Below are 16,630 nucleotides of genomic sequence, written 5' to 3' on the forward strand. Positions count from 1 at the left end.
ACAGGATTTTCTCCGCAAGATGACCGAGATGAATCGAGATGGGACCCTGGCGATCACCATCTACCATTCGTTGCAGAAGGAAGTTCTCGCGCTGACGCGATTCGCCTGGCGCTGCCGGCAATGCGGCAGACTGTACCAACGACAACGACGGACGATTCAGCCGCGGCGGCACCATTGCGGTATCTGCCGCGGAGCGCTACAAGAATTGCGGTCGGTAGGTCAGACCCAGCTCGAGACACCGCCACCAACACCAGCCCCCACTCTGTTGCAGCGGATTCAATTATCGTTTAGGTTCTAAGCAGGATGCTGAAACAATTCGCCAGCATCGTTCTCGCATCGTTCAGACCCTCAACGTACCCTGCGGGTACGCCTCGGCCCTTCACTCGCTACGGCCTTGCTGGACGAACTGTTTGAGCATCCTGCATGCTGTTGTCATGAATATTTTTCGGTGACTGTTAGAGCTGTGGGTGCGAGATTTACCTATGCCCTTGTCTGCCAAGGGCAGAATTGACTAGACTGCTGGCCTATTAGAAGACGTGAAAGGACGAGAACCATGGCAGACAGTCAGGATGAGCGAAACGGGAAAGCCTATAGCCTCTATACCTCCATCAGGCGATACTTTGAACCGCTCCGGCAACATTGGGATAAGCTGTCGGCTGAGGAGCAGGGGGTGGTGATTCAGGAAGTGGAAGCCTTCTTGAACTCGGTTCGTCCGTCCGACAATCAACGTCCAAGCTGAGCCTTCCCGGTTACTCTTCCGGAATCCCGCCCAGTCGAACCATACGACTGCCATATCGTTCGATCAGTCCATCTAGAGCTTCGATCGCCTGAGTTTGGCGTTGTGTAAAGAGCGAGTCTGTCGCTGGTACGAGGCCGGACAGCGACAAGCCCACCAATCGATAGCGGGTCTGCGGTCTGGCCAGGCTCTGGAGTGCAGACTGGACGGCCGTCCACATGGCAGGATCGTAGTTGAGCGGATGCCCAAATTGCTGCTGTCGCGTGGTGATTTGGAACGTGGCATCTTTGAGTTTGACGGTGAACGATCCCGCCGCCAGTCCTTGCACGCGCAGGTCGTGCGCCAAGGTCCCGAGAAAACTTTTGATCGTCAGTTCCAGGAAGGCCAGATCGCTGGTGTCCTGTTCGAACGTCGTTTCATGCCCGAGGCTTTTGGAGGCTCGATCGACTACCACCGGGTCGCGATCGATTCCTTGTGCCACTTCCTGCCACGCGAGAAGGCGGGTGCCCCATTGTTGTCGAAGAAACGGCTCATGTTGTGGATCGAGCAGGTCGCCGACGCAGTGGATGCCGAGCCCATTCAACATGACCGCAGACTTCGGTCCGATGCCCGGCAGGTCGCGCACCGGACGCGCCGCCAGAAACGCCGCTTCCGTTCCCGGCTCGATCACCGCCAGTCCGTCCGGCTTATGGGCATCCGCAGCCACCTTGGCCACAGTCTTTCCGGTGGCAAGCGCCACCGTGCAACGGAGCCCCGTGGCGTCGAAGATCGCGTCCTTCACACATTGGCCCAGGCTGGACGGATCTGGATAGAGCGACTGCATGTCCGTCGTTTCCGCGTAAAACTCATCGATGCTCGTCCATTCGGTGACGGGGAGCAGGCGGTTGATGACGGCCTGCATCTGTTCATGCAGCCGTTGATAGAGCGGCCGATCCGGGGGGACAAGAATGAGGTCTGGGCAGAGGCGCCGTGCTTCGCCGGTCGGCATGGCCGAGCGGACGCCGAACGAACGGGCGGCATAACTGGCGGCGGCGATGATGCCTCGCGGAGAGGATCCACCGACGGCGACTGGTTTGCCCGCAAGACTTGGGTCTGCCAGGACGGCGGCTGAGGCGAACATGGCATCCACGTCTCCGAAGAGAATCTGACGAGACCAGCGCATGGATCATCTCCGGTACGTCGTTCGTGAAGCGTCGTTCGTCTCTCGTCCGAAGAAAAGAGCGTATAGCCTATAGCGTATGGCTAGGAGTCAGAGCTGGAGCTGCCGAAACCAATGATCAACTTCTCTTCCAACAGACGGTGATTTTTCCGAGCCATCAGCTATAAGCCATACGCTATCAGCTCCGTCCTCACACGAGATACGTTTCACGAGGAACGCTTCACGGTCTTTGTGTTGGCGAATTGTTTGAGCATCCTGCTTAGAACCTAAACGATAGTTGAATCCGCTGCAACAGAGTGAGAGTGGGGGCTGGTGTTGGCGGCGGTGCCTCAATCTGGGTCTGACCTACTGGCCGCAATTCTTGTAGCGCTCCGCGGCAGATACCGCAATGGTGCCGCCGCGGTTGAATCGACCGTCGTTGTCGTTGGTATAGCCTGCCGCATTGCCGGCAGCGCCAGGCGAATCGCGTCAGCGCGAGAACTTCCTTCTGCAACGAATGGTAGATGGTGATCGCCAGAGCCCCATCCCTGTTCATCTCGGTCATCTTGCGGAGAAAATCCTGTCGATGATTTGGCCGCCGCTTGAGGATGTCGAACTGCCATTGATGAATCATTTCGTGCGCGAGTGTATTCACGATCTCCTGCTCCCCATACTCGGTTGCCTGGACGACCTGGTGGAGCAAGGGAAGCGAGAGGCGAATCTCACGCTTGGTTGGCGGGCGAAGACCCTCCTGATCCAGCCGTGGTTTCGGCCCTCGACGACTCACGAACATACCGACCGAGGAGGTCAATCGGCGGCTCCAGACGAGATCGATCGGAGGGAGCAGACCTTCGAAATAGCGGCCGTTCAGTTCGACCCACATCCGGGTCAGCTGCTGTGAGGTTACTGGAGGGGCTTGGCGTGGGGCCATAGGACGGGGGTTACCCCAATTCTTCGTGCACGGCCGCGGCGAGCAACGGCACCATGATTTCGTGGTGGCCGATGAGGGAGTAACCCTTCCCGCCCTTCTGGGTCGGTCGCCGTACCACGTTGGTAAGCGGGCGGTAGTGAGCGAGGAAGTCCATGTTCACGGTCGTAATGTTGGTCAGATCATGGCCCAAATTGCGTCCCAGCGACACCGCCTTGAGGAAGACTTCCGGCAAAATGACGGCAGAGCCGATATTGAGGTAGACGCCGCCCTCCATGCCAGACACGACGGCAGCAAGCCGGCGAAAGTCCAGGAGCGACGTTGCGCCAATGGCGGCTCCGTCCGCGGAAGGATGCATATGGATGATGTCGGTCCCGATCGCCACATGCACAGTCACAGGAATGCCAAGCCGTGCTCCGGTCGCGAGGATGCTCGTCTCGCGGTTGGGAAACTGTCCCTGGCGCCGGTTGATGTAGTGGCCGACCGATTCGCCGAGCCCCTCGCGATCGTGGGCCCCGCGGACGATCGCTTCGTTCAGCATGCGGCCGGTTTCTTCCGCCATACCGAAGCGTCCCGCGTCGATCTCTGCGTCGACTTCCTCGGAGGTGTGGCCCATGAGCGCTAATTCGAAATCGTGAATGATCCCGGCGCCGTTCATGGCCACGGCCGATACGATTCCTTGCTGCATCAGGTCCACGAGAATCGGATTCAATCCGACCTTGACGACGTGGGCGCCGATGCCCACGATGACCGGCCGGCCCTTGCGATGGGCCTTAGCGATAGCTTTGGCGACCGCGCGCAACGTTTTCACGCCGAGGATATCCGGCAGCGAGCGATAGAACTGGCTGAAGCTGCCTCCACGGTGCCAGGGGCGGGCAAAGTCGGAGACACGAACCTTACTGTGCCGCTTTTTGAGCGGATAGGTCGTGAGATCCGTCACATTGATCGGCGCGATCAGCTTCGGGGTCGTAATGGGGGGCCGTTGCCGGTCAGGAGGCTTTGCCAAGGAGCTGTTCCTCAATGAGTTCACACAGGACGTGGCCGAGCGTGATGTGACTTTCTTGAATGCGGGCCGTCACGGTCGAAGGTACGACGAAGGGGTATTCCACCAGCCCGGCCAGTTTTCCACCGGTTCCACCGGTCCACCCGATGGTCGTGAGGCCGCAAGCCCGCGCGGCCTCCACACCCTTTAAGACGTTCGGCGAATTGCCGCTGGTGCTGATGGCAATGGCGATGTCGCCTTTCTGGCCATGGGCGCGCACCTGCCGGGCAAAGAGTTCCTCGAAGCCGTAGTCGTTGGCGATGCAGGTGATGGCGGCAATATCGGTGGCCAGCGCGATGGCCGGGAGCGGGGCCCGCTCGCGTTTATAACGGCCGACGAATTCGGCTGCGAGATGGGCCGCATCCGTGGCGCTGCCACCGTTGCCGAACAATAAGACTTTGCGTCCTTGGCGAAAGGCCTCGACCATTAAGGTTGCGACCTGCGCGATGCGATCGACATGGTCGCGCGCGAACTGTTGCTTGACGGATGCGCTGTCGGCAAAGGCACTGAGTATAAGATCTTTCATGGGACGCGATTCTAGGCAACCCTCCGTCACCTGTCAAACGTGACGTGACGACCAATCACGACTTGATGGTGGTGAGGGGACCGGTCTGCCGGATGGCGCTCATCGCCAAGGCGATCATGGAGCCGACATCGGAGACCGTCGCAGGCAGGATCAACGTGTTGGTCGTCTTCGCCAACTCGCCGAACTTGGTGATGTACTGTTCTGCCACGCGTAGCTGGACGGCTTCCTGACCGCCCGGAATCTGGATCGTTTCTGCGACCTTGCGAAGTCCCTCAGCCGTGGCCTGCGCAATGGCGAGGATGGCCGATGCCGCTCCCTCTGCCTCGTTGATCTGCTGCTGTTTCTTGGCCTCGGAGGCTTTGATCACTTGTTGCTTCTCGCCCTCGGCCTGGTTGATGGCTGCGTCGCGCTCGCCTTCCGACGTGAGAATCACCGCCCGCTTCTCCCGCTCTGCCCGCATCTGCTTTTCCATGGCGTCCAACACGCCCTTCGGGGGGGTGATGTTCTTGATTTCGTAGCGGAGGACTTTGACGCCCCAGGGATCTGAGGCCTTGTCGAGTTCGTTGACGACCTGGATATTGATGTTCGTCCGCTCTTCGAATGTCCGGTCGAGCTCAATCTTGCCCATCTCGCTTCGCAACGTGGTCTGCGCCAGTTGGATCAGCGCAAAATTGTAGTCGCTGATGCCGTACGACGCGCGCTGAGGGTTCAAGACCTTGAGGTACAAGATGCCGTCCACCGACACCTGCACGTTATCGCGCGTGATACAGACTTGCTCGGGGATGTCGATGGCCGTTTCCTTGAGCGAATGTTTATAGCGAATACGGTCGATGAAGGGGAGGAGGATATGAAACCCTGCATCCAGTGAGGCGGCGTATTTGCCGAGTCGCTCGACCACATAGGCGCTTTGCTGCGGCACGACCACGGCGGTTTTGCCAATGACGATCAACACCAGCAAGGCTAAGACCAGCATGACAAAGAGTCCTTCGCTCATCGTGCACTCCTTCGTGTTCGTTCCGGGTTTCCCCTGCCTATTCCGCTGATATCCAGATGGTGAGTCCCTCGACCCGCTCGACTGTGCATCGTTGACCCTTTGTCAAAGGGACCGTCCCGGCATTGTGGGCAGTCCAGGAGGTGCCGCGCAGCTCAGCTTTGCCGGTGGCGCCTGGCAGCAAGTCTTCAATTGGGATCGCGCTTTCTCCCGCGAGTGAATCCACGGCAGGCAGGTCCTTGTCCTGTCTGTTGATCCAGGCCAATAACGGTCCGCGGAAAACCAGCAAGGATAGGATCGCGAGTCCTGAGAACAAGAGCCACTGGAGCCATTCTGCTTGGGCGAATCCCAGCCAGGTGAGACTGCCGACGATCAGAGCCGCTAACCCAAAGAAGAGAATGTAGAAGCCCCCCGGCGTGATCATTTCGACGCCGAGCAAGACGAGGCCGAGGAACATCCAATACCACCAGATCATCGGGGGACCTCATTGAGTATTCGAAAGAGTTGCGAGGGATGTCGCGCGTCAGGAAAGTCTAAGCGCGTTTCCGGAGACCGTCAAGCAGAACGCACGTTGCTTGACCATGAATCGATGGCTCAGAGTGGCGAAGACTCATGGGGCGGTCGAGCGGCCGATGCGGAGGTTGGGGCCTTGAGCGACGCGACCTGTCTGCGCGAAGCCGCTTCGGCGAAGGCAGGGTATGAAGCCGGAAGGAATTTGCGCCGTCCTATGGTATAGTCCGCGCCCAATGGCGCATGACCAACCAGTGAAAGCATTAGTGATCGCCCTCACCGGCCATACGGCGGCGGCGGTCTATTCGATTAATCGTCTGCAGCCGGACTCGCTTTGCTTTGTGTTGCCGGAAGGGGCGAAGGCGCTCGTTGAAGCCGATGTGCAACCGAAGATTGAACATATGCCCAGACGGTGGGATTGGGTGGTACTGGCGGAGACCGACGAATTTGTCGGCTGTTATCGGGCGCTTGCGCAGGCGCTCCCGGAGATGTTGCATACGTGGGATGTGCAGCCAGGCGAGCTCGTCGTCGATGTGACCGGGGCGACTCCGGCCATGGCGGGTGCGCTCACGCTGGCCACCTTGTCTCTCAGTTCGCGGATCGTCTCGCTCGTGCCGGCGAGAGAGGGACAGGAAGAGGACCGGATCGATATCGCCGGACTGCCGTTCCTCTGGACGCAGGGCAATCCCTGGGATGAAGCGGCCTCGGTCTCGCGCCGCGAGGGCTGTGAGCTGTTCAATCGGGGATTGTTTGCCGCATCGGCAAAGCTGTTTCGCGAGCTCGAAGCCAGGGTGAGCGGGGGGCAGAAGCCGCTCTATCGCGCCTTTGCAGATCTGGCAGATGGCTACGATCTCTGGGAGCGATTTCAGTACCGTCAGGCCTGGGAGAAATTAAAGCACGCCGTGAAGGCTTTCGAGATGGCGGCATTGTGGGGCGGACCGCCAGGACTCAAAGCTGTCCTTCCCCCGATCAAAGCGAATGCGGGATTCCTCGAAAAGCTCGTGCTCGATCCTGCTCCGGTCAAAGACATGCAGCCTATCGATTTGCTGGCCCATGCCGGTCGGCGACTGCGTGGCGCGCATGATCCGGAGACCGCGATGGTCTCGTTGGTTCGTGCGCTCGAAGCCTTTGCCCAACGACAACTGTTCAAGCAACACCAGATTAAAACCTGGGACGTGCTGCCGGAGCAATTGCCGGAGGCGCTACGAGAAACCTGCCGGACTTGCTGGCTGGAAGACCTCGACGGCAAGTACAAATTGCCCCTGCAGGCGCAGTTTCGGGTATTGGCCGGATTGGGCGACCAGATGGGCCAAGCCTTTCTGCGTGAGTGGCCGACGATGAAACCTCTGCTCGACGCGGCCAGTCATGCCGTCCTCGGCCATGGCTTCGAGCCGGTCAAGGCCGAGCGGGTCCAGCAGTTGTACGACGTCGTGTTGAGACTCACGGGTGTGCATGAGGCGTCGCTCCCGAAGTTTCCGACGCTGAACGTCTAAAGAGCTTATGGCGTATGGCTGGTAGCGTATAGCACGAACAAAGACAAAATTAAAAATGGCATTCAGATTTGAAACGTTGGAAATTTGGCAGTTAGCCAAGGAGTACGCGACAAGGATCTATGCCGTAACCGCTAAGTTTCCTAGACATGAAGACTATGGATTAAAATCCCAGCTGAATCGGGCAGTGAATTCAATCGCGCTCAATATCGCGGAGGGGACGGCCAAAAACAGTAACAAAGCATTCGACTATCAGTTGGAGATTGCCCTGGGGTCAACTTTTGAAGTGGTTGCCGGGGCGTTCTTGCAAGGATCGAGCGTACATCACAGAGATAGAACATCGTGCCTTATATGAGGATGGACAGCGGCTTGCGAAAAGTATCAACGCTTTTAGAAACACGCTGTTGATATCGTAATGTTCGACTCTTTCCCGTGGTTCGGATTATTGTCCAGGCCATTAGCCATACGCCATAAACTCTTATTCGGCCATTCGCTCTTATGGAAATTAGGATCTACTACGAAGACACCGACTGTGGCGGGGTCGTGTACTACGCCAACTATCTGAAGTATTTCGAGCGGGCTCGTACCGAGTATCTTGAATCGCGCGGCCAGTCGGTTGCGGCGTTAATGGAGCAGGGTACCGTCTTTGTTGTGGTGCATGCCGAAGCTGACTACCGCTCACCAGGCCGGTATGGAGAAACATTGGTGATAGAAACCAGCGTGACCGATGTGACTCCGGCCTCGTTCACTTTTTCCCATGTGCTGCGCGAGAAGGCGAGCGGGCGGGTTGTGGTGGAAGGCTCAGCCCGCCTCGCGGCAACGGATGGCAATGGTAAAGTACAGCGCCTCGATAAGGCGATGGTCGCCGCACTACAGTCTGAGCCGCGTTCGGCTTGAAGTCGTCGTTCGTGAAGCGTGAAGCGCAAGACGGAAGTGGTCGTCATGCTTTGCGAGATACGAGTGACGCTTCACGAGAGACGTGTGAAGCGAAGGAGTCACTAAATGGACAAGCTCGGAACCTGGCTCGCCATCACCGGCGTCGCGATAGGATTTATGGTACTCGGTTGGCTGCTGTTTTCTGATAATCCGTCGGATAAGAACAAGAAGAAGCCGTAGCTCACTCGCAAGCAGTCCGTCCCCGCTCAGTCTTCACCATCGCCAGAGCTACCTAACAAGGTTGTGGTTCAGCGGCGGGCCGCCCAGCGGGCCGTCCGCTGCAAGCGCTTGTTAGGTGGGGCTCGGGATAGCGTTTCATCACAGCGTCCTCCCTTTGCGATCGCGCCTATCGAGAGTTGCCTGCGCGTCAATCGTGGTTACGTGCGTTGTGGCGACAGGCACCTCAAACCCAACGATCTCTGCGGCGGGGTACTTATGCTGCAGGTGCGCGAGCAAGGCAGCGTCCTCCCGACGGTCGATTGGGCCTTCGACAATTAGCCAGCCGCCCTTCGTCGAGGCTTCCAGGACGTCAAGAACGCAGCGCGGGGGAAGCGAGGCCCACATTGCACTCTTGGCGAACCTGCTGTACCTGGGTGAGAAGTGGTTCGGAAGTAGATTGATCCCCTCGTCCACTTCGATCATCACTCCGTCTAGCGACGCACAGCGGTAGAAGTCGCCGAGTCCAGCATATGCGCACTTGCGCAGCGTCCCCGACGCGGTGCGCACACATCGGGTACCCAGCAGGGTCGATGTGATCTGTTCGAAGACACCATGGACAAATGGTCCGAGGTCAGCGCGATACCAGAGGAGGCGATAGTCGTCAGTGCCGGCAAGAGCCTCAAGCTGTACAACCGCGCCCGTAATCTCGGCTGACAGGGTGTTGTGCTTCTCAAGCGTCGTTTCAATCGTCTGTTGGTCACCCGGTCGCACCGACTTCATGGCCTTACGGAGCGACGCATCGAGGCGCCTCGACTTCACTTCTACGAACAGACGCTCGCCGTCCCTCTGAGCGAGCAGGTCCGGCCTCTTGTCAGTTGACACGGTCAGCTGCTCGACTACGAACCCGAGTCGCTGCAGCATGTCACGAACATGCTCTTGGTCGTGATCGCGCATTCCCTCTACCTAACTATGTATTATCTGGTTCCGTATAAGATGCCACACGTTTTAAGGCAGCGGATAAGGCCCGTACGGTATCCTGCCAGGATTGGCGCTCTAAGTCCAAGGGTGTTCTTGTCGGTTTTGCGACGTTAGGAGTGGGGCTTCGCGAAGCCGTCTATCCGGAGACTCTCTGCTACGTTCCGTCCATCGACGTACACATCGGCTACGGTACGGTCGTAGACATCTCGTCCATGCGGGACGATGCGGATTGGTCCGCTGCGAAGCAATTCTTCCAGCCGCAGCCTGGCTGCCTGTCCGCCCGGCTCGTTCAGTTCCGGGGTGTCGATGCCTCGGAGTCTGACGCGCTCGGTCCCATAGCGAAAGGTGTCACCGTCGACCACGTAGACCTGCCGACCGTCCACTGTGCGCTCAATGCCACCGAGTGGTGCGGCAGCTTGTCGACGGAGCATCGATCGGAGACTTTTACTGCTGGATCGTCGCAGCCCTTTGGGCTTCTTGTGAGGATGGAGTCCCTTTTCACGGTGAGGCCGGTGGGGACGGACGGTGCTCCCGGCTCGTGGTTCGGGCTTCCAACAAAGATCGCAGGAGGAACGTGGGTCGGTGATGGCGGCATCGGGCGATAACGGAGCGGTGGGTAAGGAGGAGGGCGGCGCGGTGGTTGGCTGAGTCAGCCCCTCATGAGGCATGGCGAACAAGCAGAGGATGGTCCAGAGGGCGATCAGAAGACAGCTGCAGGGGGCATGTCTCACGACGCGCAATATGTGTCGGAATCGTTCCATACGATAAGTTGCTCAGCAGGGTTTGTGCCAGAAGAAGGGGGCCGCTCCCGTTTTGTTGACAATGCAGAAATTCGCATGCTGAAATGTCCGCATGTCGATTGGAAAGATGTAACGAAATAGAAGGGGGCCGGACTATGGATATGATGGGACGTGTGGGGCTGATCGAGATTCCGATCTTGATCGCGCCTGACCAAAAGATCTGGATGGATCGCATGATTAAGGAAGGCAAGATTGCCATTCCTCCAGGCGGGACGCTGGAAAAAGGTTCGCTCTATTCGATGTTTGTCCGCATGCTCCTGCATAACGCGATGGAAGAGCAGAAGCGGCAGGAAGTGTTGGATATGGAGGACGAGGACGACGACGAATAGAGAGGTTGCTGAAACCCTTCGTCAGGTTCTGATCGCTTCGCTCAAGGGCTCAACGTATTCAGTATACGTTGGGCCCTTAAGCTATCTGCAGCATTGCTGGCTGGTAGGTTTGACCAGCCTCCCAGGAGCCTGCGGCTGTATCGAAACCGGTTCGGCTAGTATCTCGGGCGATACATCCGTAAAGAGCCTATACCTATAGCTGATAGCGTATAGCCAGAGCTAACAACTGACCGCTCATTCTTTTCCTGCCATATGCTATCAGCCATAAGCTCTTTGCTCTCTGGCCATACGCCATCAGCCATCAGCTCTTCAAAGTTCTTTGAAGGCGGAATGCGCGGCTTTGATCGTGTAATCGATATCGCGGCTTGAATGGGCGGTTGAGAGGAAGGCGGCCTCGAATTGAGAGGGAGCCAAGTAGACTCCCTGCTCCAGCATCGCGTGAAAGAATTGTCCGTATCGCTTTGTGTCTGACAGTTTAGCGGTATTCCAGTTCACCACCGGTCCTGAGGTAAAGAAGGCGCCCAGCATTGAACCGACTCTGGTTTGTGTGAGAGGTACACCCGCTTTTTTCGCGGCCGCTCCAATCCCGTTGGCCAGCGCGGCCGATTGTTCGTTCAACTTCTTATAGACCCCGCGGCGCTTGAGCTGCTTGAGTGTTTCAATGCCGGCGGACACGGCTAACGGATTTCCCGACAAGGTTCCTGCCTGATAGACCGGCCCGGATGGCGCGATCAGATCCATGATCTCTTTCCGTCCTCCGTAGGCGCCGACCGGCAAGCCTCCGCCGATGATTTTCCCCAATACCGTCAGATCCGGCGTAATGCCATAGAGCGTTTGGGCTCCGCCGTACGCGACTCGAAAGCCGGAAATCACTTCGTCGAAAATCAGGAGGATGTCGTTTTCTGCGGTGAGTCGTCTGAGAGACGAAAGAAACTCAGGGGTCGGCGGCACGACGCCCATGTTCCCTGCAATGGGCTCCAAAATAATGCAGGCCAACGTATTCCGATGTTCTTTGATGATCTGTTGCACCGCTTGGATGTCGTTATACGGCACGGTCAAGGTGTGTTTGGCAAAGTCAGCCGGGACTCCCAGCGAATCCGGTATTCCCAGCGTGGCCAGACCCGAGCCGGCTTTCGCCAGCAAATAATCGCTGTGGCCGTGATAGCAGCCTTCGAACTTGAGGATGTTGTCTCGCTTCGTAAAGCCACGGGCGACTCGAATGGCGCTCATGACCGCTTCGGTACCGGAACTGACCAGCCGGACCTTCTCCATCGAGGGGAAAGCTTGATTGATCATGCGGGCGAGCGTGACTTCCAGCTCGGTCGGTGCGCCGTAGCTGGTGCCGTTTGCGGCGGCCTTTTTGATCGTGCTGATCACCGATGGGGCGGCATGGCCCAAAATCATCGGGCCCCATGACAGTACGTAGTCGATGTAGGTGTTCCCATCGACGTCGTAGAGGCGGGCGCCTTTGGCGCGTTTGATAAACCGGGGTTGGCCTCCGACCGAGCGAAAGGCCCGCACCGGACTATTCACGCCACCGGGAATCAACAGTTGTGCGTCGGCAAACAGTTTGGCTGAACGAGTCGTTTTCATAATGGGGGCGCACAGTACCATGTGGCAGAGCCTCGGTCAAGAAAGAGCAGGTCCTCGTGGCGTGGTCGAGCGACTGGGGCCAAAAAGTGTCTGAAGAGATACGCCTCTCAGCATTTTTGATACAGGATCATAAATCCAAGGGATAGGGACTTTTCGTAATCCCTTGCAAATATGTCGATTCATGTTACGAATCGAGTGCGGCCTGAGTCTTGCCTAACTAGACAAGCATGAGACAGAGCTCTAGATAGTAATTTGCTAAAGGATGAGTGATGAGAATTGTGTGTTCGTGGTGCCGGCAAGAAGGAGTTACTTCACTGGTGGGGGAGAAGGCGCCTCTCGACGATGCGCGTGAAACGCACGGGATTTGCGTCTTTCATCGCCATGACGTGCAAGCTCGCTGGCAGGCATCGGCTCGCACCGTCTCGTACTCTGGAACAGCGACCGGATTGTCTTCTGTGCTCTTCCGCTGGACAGGCCTTCTGAACGTGGCCAAGAGGCTGCGCCCCTAGCAGGCTGCGGAATAACTCGGTGTATGCGAAAAATTGGCCCAAATACTTCGAGTGGCACCTCGGCTTGAACAACCACAGGATGCTCAAAAAGGCCGTCCAGCAAGGCCGCAACGAGCGAAGAGGCGAGACGTACTGGTTGGTACGTTGAGCCTCTTCGTGAAGCGAGAACGCCGCTGGCGGACTTTTTCAGCATCCTGCTAGGATCGTGCATTTCTCCGTCGATAGTATGAGGGCTTAGGTTTCCGGCTTCCGAGTCGGTTGCGTCGTGACGTCTGTCATGCCCCAATGAGCCCGCTTGTTTTTCTCCCGTTCCGATACAGCGAACAACACGTGAAACGGCGTCGCTTGTTGCCGGCCCATTCCCGCCTGTCCGTTTCCCCAGGCCTCTCCCGCGTCTCGCAATACCTCAAGCAAGGTTGTGTACTCTTCTTCATCGTCTGGCAACACCTGTGCCGCATCGGTGATGAGGAGGATATAGCCCTTGGCCGGCAGCCATTCCAGGTCAGCCAGACATTCCTCAAGAGCATCCCAGTTCTGTCCAAAGTAGTCCGGGAAATCCAAGGCTCTGGCACATTCGCGCAACAGGCCGTCGGTGGTCTGACACTTGGCGCCCTTGATGACTTTCAAGGCAAATCCGGGTGGTGGATGCACCAGCGATTCAGCGCGCTGTCCTGTTTTTACGATGAGCAATGAGGTCCAGGGAGCTTTCGTCGACTGAAGATAAGTGGATAATGTGAGCTTCGATATCATGGTGTCTCATTCATCGGAGTGAACGTTCGATAATGGTCGCCGCTATAGTAGGCTCTTCCTGTGGCTTGCTCGATGACGATTCGCTCCGCATCCCGCGAGCGGCCGCGTATCTTGGGATTCACATCGTACTCACGATAGTGGCCGCGAGGCAGTCGTCGTTCACGATTCTGAAATACCCCGCCTCCGATATATCCGGGGAGGGCCTTGTCCTCATGTTGCCGAATGGCCTCTAGGAGGTCTCGGGCTTTTTGTGGGAAGGCCTGTTCGGCTCGATGCAGTCGATCGAGAGGTGGTGTGGCATCGTGAAGAGCCGGCCCTGGGGATTGAACGGATGAGACGGAGGCAGATGGTACAGTCGGCTCAGGCGACGAGTCGACGTTGGGGCAACCGGTGAGGCCACAGAGCAGCAGCCCAGCAAGGACGACGACTATTCCATAGACCTTCCAGATTCGATCCATAGTGTCACGTTCGTATCACGAGGCACGGCAATAGAGGACGAACCCTAGCATGCAGGATCTTGGAGGATCAACGAACCAGCGAGCAGGATGCTGAAACAGGCTGCCAGCAGCGTTCTCGCCTCGAAAGCATCCTCAACGTAGCCAGGGGCTACGCCTCCGGTGCTTCCATCGGCTGCGGCCTTGCTGGACAACCTGTTTGAGCATCCTGCGGAGTGTGCTCGTGCTGTGCCGGAAGGGTTTTTCCGCAGCCTGTGAGCCAGGAATTGTTGCTATCGTCCATTTGCCAGCGTAGCATCCGATCTGTTCATTTTGTAGAGAATGTTCCCCTGTCAGGCATCTCCCGGCTAGCTATACGGGCAGGCATGATGGTTGGTTACGTCAGGACGAGTTAACGAGGTATAGAGTGGAATCCACAGTGGACCGGCTTGAGTTTGTGACAGTCGAAGGACTTCTGGCCTACGGGGAGATGTTGGCGCGTCGCCTTTCCGGTGAGGGAGTGACGCTCCCACCCCTTTCGACGTCCTCAGTCGATCGACCACAACGAACTCGTGACGCCATGGAGAAGATCCGGGCCTTTGTGCAGTCTGCGCAAGGGGGCTTCGCCGGGGCAGAGGAATATCGAGCGGCCCGTCGCGCACTGATCGATGAGGGTTGCCGGGGGGATGAACTGGTGTTCTTTGCCGCCTGGAATGCGCTCCTTGCAGCAGGCGAGTTGGCCCCGCTCTTTCGCGTGCCGATCAAGTCCGTGCAGAAACCGGCCCATCGCCGGCCGGTGGCGATTGTGCCGCGCGCGCAACTGACACCGCAGTTGGTCGAGGATCGTATCGTACTGGATCTTGGTGAGGATCGGTTTTGGCTCTTGCCGCGCGACTTAACCGGCCGCACGCTCCTCTTCACGATGCGTCATGGTGTCTCCCGCGTGGAGAGCAGTACCTATCGAGTTGGACGTCGTCTCGCGAACGTGCTGGATCCTGAGCGAGGCGTCCCCAAAGCCGACGCAGTGGGTGCAGCCCTGGCCAAGATGTTGGGCTTGGTCGGGCAACAACTGGACTTCCTGCACATCCACAACTACCTCGATCCGCGCACCTTCGTTCATCTGGTGAGCCACAGCCCCAATACGCGGCAACTGTACGAGCGGGTCATCGCGGCGCTGATGCAGGGGCAGGCACAACAGGCTGATGCGCTCCCTCCAGTCTGCGATCCCGCCTTGGACTCTCAGGATTTCGGATGGGTCACGGGTCTGGAGAAAAAGGTAGAAGCCGAGGAGGCCGCACAGGCATTCGGCGTGGATGTGCAGACAGCCAAGCGCCTGATCAAACATCCCCTTTACAGCTACCCGGGCGGACATTCCTTCTTCGATGTCTATGTGGATATCGTGGATGGGTTCCGCCGGTTGGGGCAGTCCCACGAGGGGAAGGCCGTCTGTCTGTACAGCCATAGCTCCACGCTGCGGGCGCTCATGATTTATCTCGATCCTCGTCCCTTTCGCGAAGCCTTCACTGAGTTTGGCGAATATAAAGAGGGACAGGATAACGTCGTCCTGCTGACCTATGAACAGGGACTCTTATCCGGCTATTCCACTGCGGTGGGTCTGTCGGCGCGTGAGCGGGCGGCGCGGGAAACCTGGGTGAAGGTCGAGCGCGAACGCAGAGACCGGATCACGCTCAAGCCCCGACAGATCAAGCGGATCGTGGCATTGGTCTCGGGCGGCGACTTCGCCGGGGCCGGCGCCGCGTTAAAAGAGCTGCGCGTGACAGGACATCGGTTTGGCCTGGAGGTCTATTTCGTTCGTCACGGGTTCTTGGGTTTGGCCAATAACTGGATCGAAGCGGTGACGGAAGACGATACCCGCGGTATGGGCAGTCATGCGAGCAGTCCCATCGGGAGCAGCCGCTTCGAAGATTTCAAGAGCGAGCAGGTGCAGCAGGTCACGATGCGGCATCTACGGCCTTACATGGAAGACGGCGCCTTGGTCGTCATTGGCGGGGATGGGAGTCTTCGAGGCGCGCGGGCGCTCTATGAAGGATTTGGAGTTCAGGCAGTCGGAATTCCCGGCACGATCGATAATAATCTTGCGGGGACGACCTCCCTGGGTTTTCATTCGGCTGTGTCGCTGGCGAATCAATCCATCGAGTCGTTGAAAGCTACCAGTTCCGCGATGGGCAGCGTCTTTTTCGTCGAGATTATGGGGGCCGGGTCCGGCCATCTCGCCCTCGCTTGTGCCTATCAGGCCAGGGCGGAAGGCATCCTGGTCAACGAGCATCCCGACCCAGACGCCTATATCGACGACATCATCATGGGTACGCTCAAACGTACGTTAGGAGTCCCGAACAAGAGCCATCTGTTTGTGGTGGCGGAACAGACGCCCCATCGCCATCACCAGGATGGCGGTGTGCGCGGTCTTGTCGAATATGTCGCAGGCACACTCACGACGTGGCCGCAGTTTCAGGCGCGTGCCGGTGAATATCGCCTTGCCCCAGCGACCAAAGCCACAATCCTCGGCCACACGTTACGGGGAGCGCCCCCGACCCCGGAGGACAAAACCATCGGACAAGATCTGGCCTACGAAGCCATTCGCCGCCTCGTCAAGGAGCCGGAGCGGGTGGTCGGGTGCATGTTGGCCTATCGCGGGCCCGGCACCATCGAGGCCATCCCACTTCACGCGGTCGCACCGAAGCAGTTCGATTGGGAGATCTTCGCCCGCATGCATGGAAGCGAACTGCCGTAGCGCCTCGATCATCAATGAGAGAGGCGGCC

General features: G+C 58.2%; 17 protein-coding genes. 6 read left to right on the plus strand and 11 right to left on the minus strand.

What is annotated here, in order from left to right:
* Together Q7U76_04240 and Q7U76_04245 are read left to right on the plus strand one after the other, a co-directional pair.
* Nucleotides 1-298 (plus strand): hypothetical protein (locus tag Q7U76_04240; protein MDO8355579.1); only part of this gene is annotated, 298 nt, incomplete at its 5' end.
* 255 nt (nt 299-553) lie between these two features.
* A complete protein-coding gene (locus tag Q7U76_04245; protein MDO8355580.1) occupies nt 554-739 on the plus strand; it encodes a hypothetical protein in 186 nt (61 codons plus the stop codon).
* Between the two features lie 10 nt (nt 740-749).
* Here the strand turns inward: Q7U76_04245 and Q7U76_04250 are convergent, their stop codons facing one another.
* The 6 genes from Q7U76_04250 to Q7U76_04275 form a co-directional block, all read right to left on the minus strand.
* Nucleotides 750-1,898 (minus strand): DNA polymerase IV, encoded by a 1,149-nt coding sequence (locus Q7U76_04250; protein MDO8355581.1) that lies wholly within the window; start codon nt 1,896-1,898, stop codon nt 750-752.
* 256 nt (nt 1,899-2,154) lie between these two features.
* A complete protein-coding gene (locus Q7U76_04255; protein MDO8355582.1) occupies nt 2,155-2,757 on the minus strand; it encodes a SprT-like domain-containing protein in 603 nt (200 codons plus the stop codon).
* A 58-nt stretch (nt 2,758-2,815) separates the two neighbouring features.
* On the minus strand, nt 2,816-3,808 hold the full coding sequence (locus tag Q7U76_04260; protein MDO8355583.1) for a hypothetical protein: 993 nt from the start codon (nt 3,806-3,808) through the stop codon (nt 2,816-2,818).
* On the minus strand, nt 3,792-4,370 hold the full coding sequence (locus tag Q7U76_04265; GenBank protein ID MDO8355584.1) for an SIS domain-containing protein: 579 nt from the start codon (nt 4,368-4,370) through the stop codon (nt 3,792-3,794). Before Q7U76_04265 ends, Q7U76_04260 begins: the two co-directional genes overlap by 17 nt.
* Before the next feature lie 55 nt (nt 4,371-4,425).
* Nucleotides 4,426-5,364: a stomatin-like protein gene (locus Q7U76_04270; protein ID MDO8355585.1), complete on the minus strand. Its 939-nt coding sequence runs from the start codon at nt 5,362-5,364 to the stop codon at nt 4,426-4,428.
* Nucleotides 5,365-5,401: 37 nt separating this feature from the next.
* Nucleotides 5,402-5,836: an NfeD family protein gene (locus Q7U76_04275; GenBank protein ID MDO8355586.1), complete on the minus strand. Its 435-nt coding sequence runs from the start codon at nt 5,834-5,836 to the stop codon at nt 5,402-5,404.
* Between the two features lie 271 nt (nt 5,837-6,107).
* Between Q7U76_04275 and Q7U76_04280 the strand changes: the two genes are divergently transcribed.
* Both Q7U76_04280 and Q7U76_04285 read left to right on the plus strand, forming a co-directional pair.
* Nucleotides 6,108-7,364 (plus strand): TIGR02710 family CRISPR-associated CARF protein, encoded by a 1,257-nt coding sequence (locus Q7U76_04280; GenBank protein ID MDO8355587.1) that lies wholly within the window; start codon nt 6,108-6,110, stop codon nt 7,362-7,364.
* Nucleotides 7,365-7,859: 495 nt separating this feature from the next.
* The gene (locus Q7U76_04285) at nt 7,860-8,258 is read left to right on the plus strand and encodes a YbgC/FadM family acyl-CoA thioesterase (protein ID MDO8355588.1); all 399 of its coding nucleotides are present in this window, start codon (nt 7,860-7,862) and stop codon (nt 8,256-8,258) included.
* A gap of 357 nt (nt 8,259-8,615) precedes the next feature.
* Here the strand turns inward: Q7U76_04285 and Q7U76_04290 are convergent, their stop codons facing one another.
* Nucleotides 8,616-9,410 (minus strand): hypothetical protein, encoded by a 795-nt coding sequence (locus Q7U76_04290; GenBank protein MDO8355589.1) that lies wholly within the window; start codon nt 9,408-9,410, stop codon nt 8,616-8,618.
* A 134-nt stretch (nt 9,411-9,544) separates the two neighbouring features.
* A complete protein-coding gene (locus tag Q7U76_04295; protein ID MDO8355590.1) occupies nt 9,545-10,195 on the minus strand; it encodes a thermonuclease family protein in 651 nt (216 codons plus the stop codon).
* Between the two features lie 134 nt (nt 10,196-10,329).
* On the opposite strand from Q7U76_04295, the gene Q7U76_04300 reads away from it, so the two are divergent.
* Nucleotides 10,330-10,563, plus strand: coding sequence for a hypothetical protein (locus Q7U76_04300; protein MDO8355591.1), 234 nt, complete (start codon nt 10,330-10,332; stop codon nt 10,561-10,563).
* A gap of 309 nt (nt 10,564-10,872) precedes the next feature.
* On the opposite strand, the gene hemL is transcribed toward Q7U76_04300, so the two are convergent.
* From hemL to Q7U76_04315, 3 genes are all read right to left on the minus strand, one after another.
* Nucleotides 10,873-12,156: a glutamate-1-semialdehyde 2,1-aminomutase gene (gene hemL, locus Q7U76_04305; protein ID MDO8355592.1), complete on the minus strand. Its 1,284-nt coding sequence runs from the start codon at nt 12,154-12,156 to the stop codon at nt 10,873-10,875.
* A gap of 743 nt (nt 12,157-12,899) precedes the next feature.
* Nucleotides 12,900-13,415, minus strand: a complete 516-nt coding sequence (locus Q7U76_04310) for a barstar family protein (protein MDO8355593.1) — start codon at nt 13,413-13,415, stop codon at nt 12,900-12,902.
* On the minus strand, nt 13,412-13,873 hold the full coding sequence (locus Q7U76_04315; protein ID MDO8355594.1) for a ribonuclease domain-containing protein: 462 nt from the start codon (nt 13,871-13,873) through the stop codon (nt 13,412-13,414). Before Q7U76_04315 ends, Q7U76_04310 begins: the two co-directional genes overlap by 4 nt.
* 403 nt (nt 13,874-14,276) lie before the next feature.
* On the opposite strand from Q7U76_04315, the gene Q7U76_04320 reads away from it, so the two are divergent.
* The gene (locus Q7U76_04320) at nt 14,277-16,601 is read left to right on the plus strand and encodes a 6-phosphofructokinase (protein MDO8355595.1); all 2,325 of its coding nucleotides are present in this window, start codon (nt 14,277-14,279) and stop codon (nt 16,599-16,601) included.
* The last annotated feature ends 29 nt before the right edge of the window (nt 16,602-16,630 follow it).

This window comes from Nitrospirota bacterium, from assembly GCA_030645475.1.
Classification (GTDB): Bacteria; Nitrospirota; Nitrospiria; order Nitrospirales; family Nitrospiraceae; genus Palsa-1315.

Excerpts from the sequence above, each read along its gene's own strand:
- Q7U76_04245 (MDO8355580.1), top strand. The coding sequence starts at position 554 with ATGGCAGACAGTCAGGATGAGCGAAACGGGAAAGCCTATAGCCTCTAT.
- Q7U76_04250 (MDO8355581.1), bottom strand. The coding sequence starts at position 1,898 with ATGCGCTGGTCTCGTCAGATTCTCTTCGGAGACGTGGATGCCATGTTC.
- Q7U76_04255 (MDO8355582.1), bottom strand. The coding sequence starts at position 2,757 with ATGTGGGTCGAACTGAACGGCCGCTATTTCGAAGGTCTGCTCCCTCCG.
- Q7U76_04265 (MDO8355584.1), bottom strand. The coding sequence starts at position 4,370 with ATGAAAGATCTTATACTCAGTGCCTTTGCCGACAGCGCATCCGTCAAG.
- Q7U76_04270 (MDO8355585.1), bottom strand. The coding sequence starts at position 5,364 with ATGAGCGAAGGACTCTTTGTCATGCTGGTCTTAGCCTTGCTGGTGTTG.
- Q7U76_04275 (MDO8355586.1), bottom strand. The coding sequence starts at position 5,836 with ATGATCTGGTGGTATTGGATGTTCCTCGGCCTCGTCTTGCTCGGCGTC.
- Q7U76_04280 (MDO8355587.1), top strand. The coding sequence starts at position 6,108 with ATGGCGCATGACCAACCAGTGAAAGCATTAGTGATCGCCCTCACCGGC.
- Q7U76_04285 (MDO8355588.1), top strand. The coding sequence starts at position 7,860 with ATGGAAATTAGGATCTACTACGAAGACACCGACTGTGGCGGGGTCGTG.
- Q7U76_04290 (MDO8355589.1), bottom strand. The coding sequence starts at position 9,410 with ATGCGCGATCACGACCAAGAGCATGTTCGTGACATGCTGCAGCGACTC.
- Q7U76_04295 (MDO8355590.1), bottom strand. The coding sequence starts at position 10,195 with ATGGAACGATTCCGACACATATTGCGCGTCGTGAGACATGCCCCCTGC.
- Q7U76_04300 (MDO8355591.1), top strand. The coding sequence starts at position 10,330 with ATGGATATGATGGGACGTGTGGGGCTGATCGAGATTCCGATCTTGATC.
- hemL (MDO8355592.1), bottom strand. The coding sequence starts at position 12,156 with ATGAAAACGACTCGTTCAGCCAAACTGTTTGCCGACGCACAACTGTTG.
- Q7U76_04310 (MDO8355593.1), bottom strand. The coding sequence starts at position 13,415 with ATGATATCGAAGCTCACATTATCCACTTATCTTCAGTCGACGAAAGCT.
- Q7U76_04315 (MDO8355594.1), bottom strand. The coding sequence starts at position 13,873 with ATGGATCGAATCTGGAAGGTCTATGGAATAGTCGTCGTCCTTGCTGGG.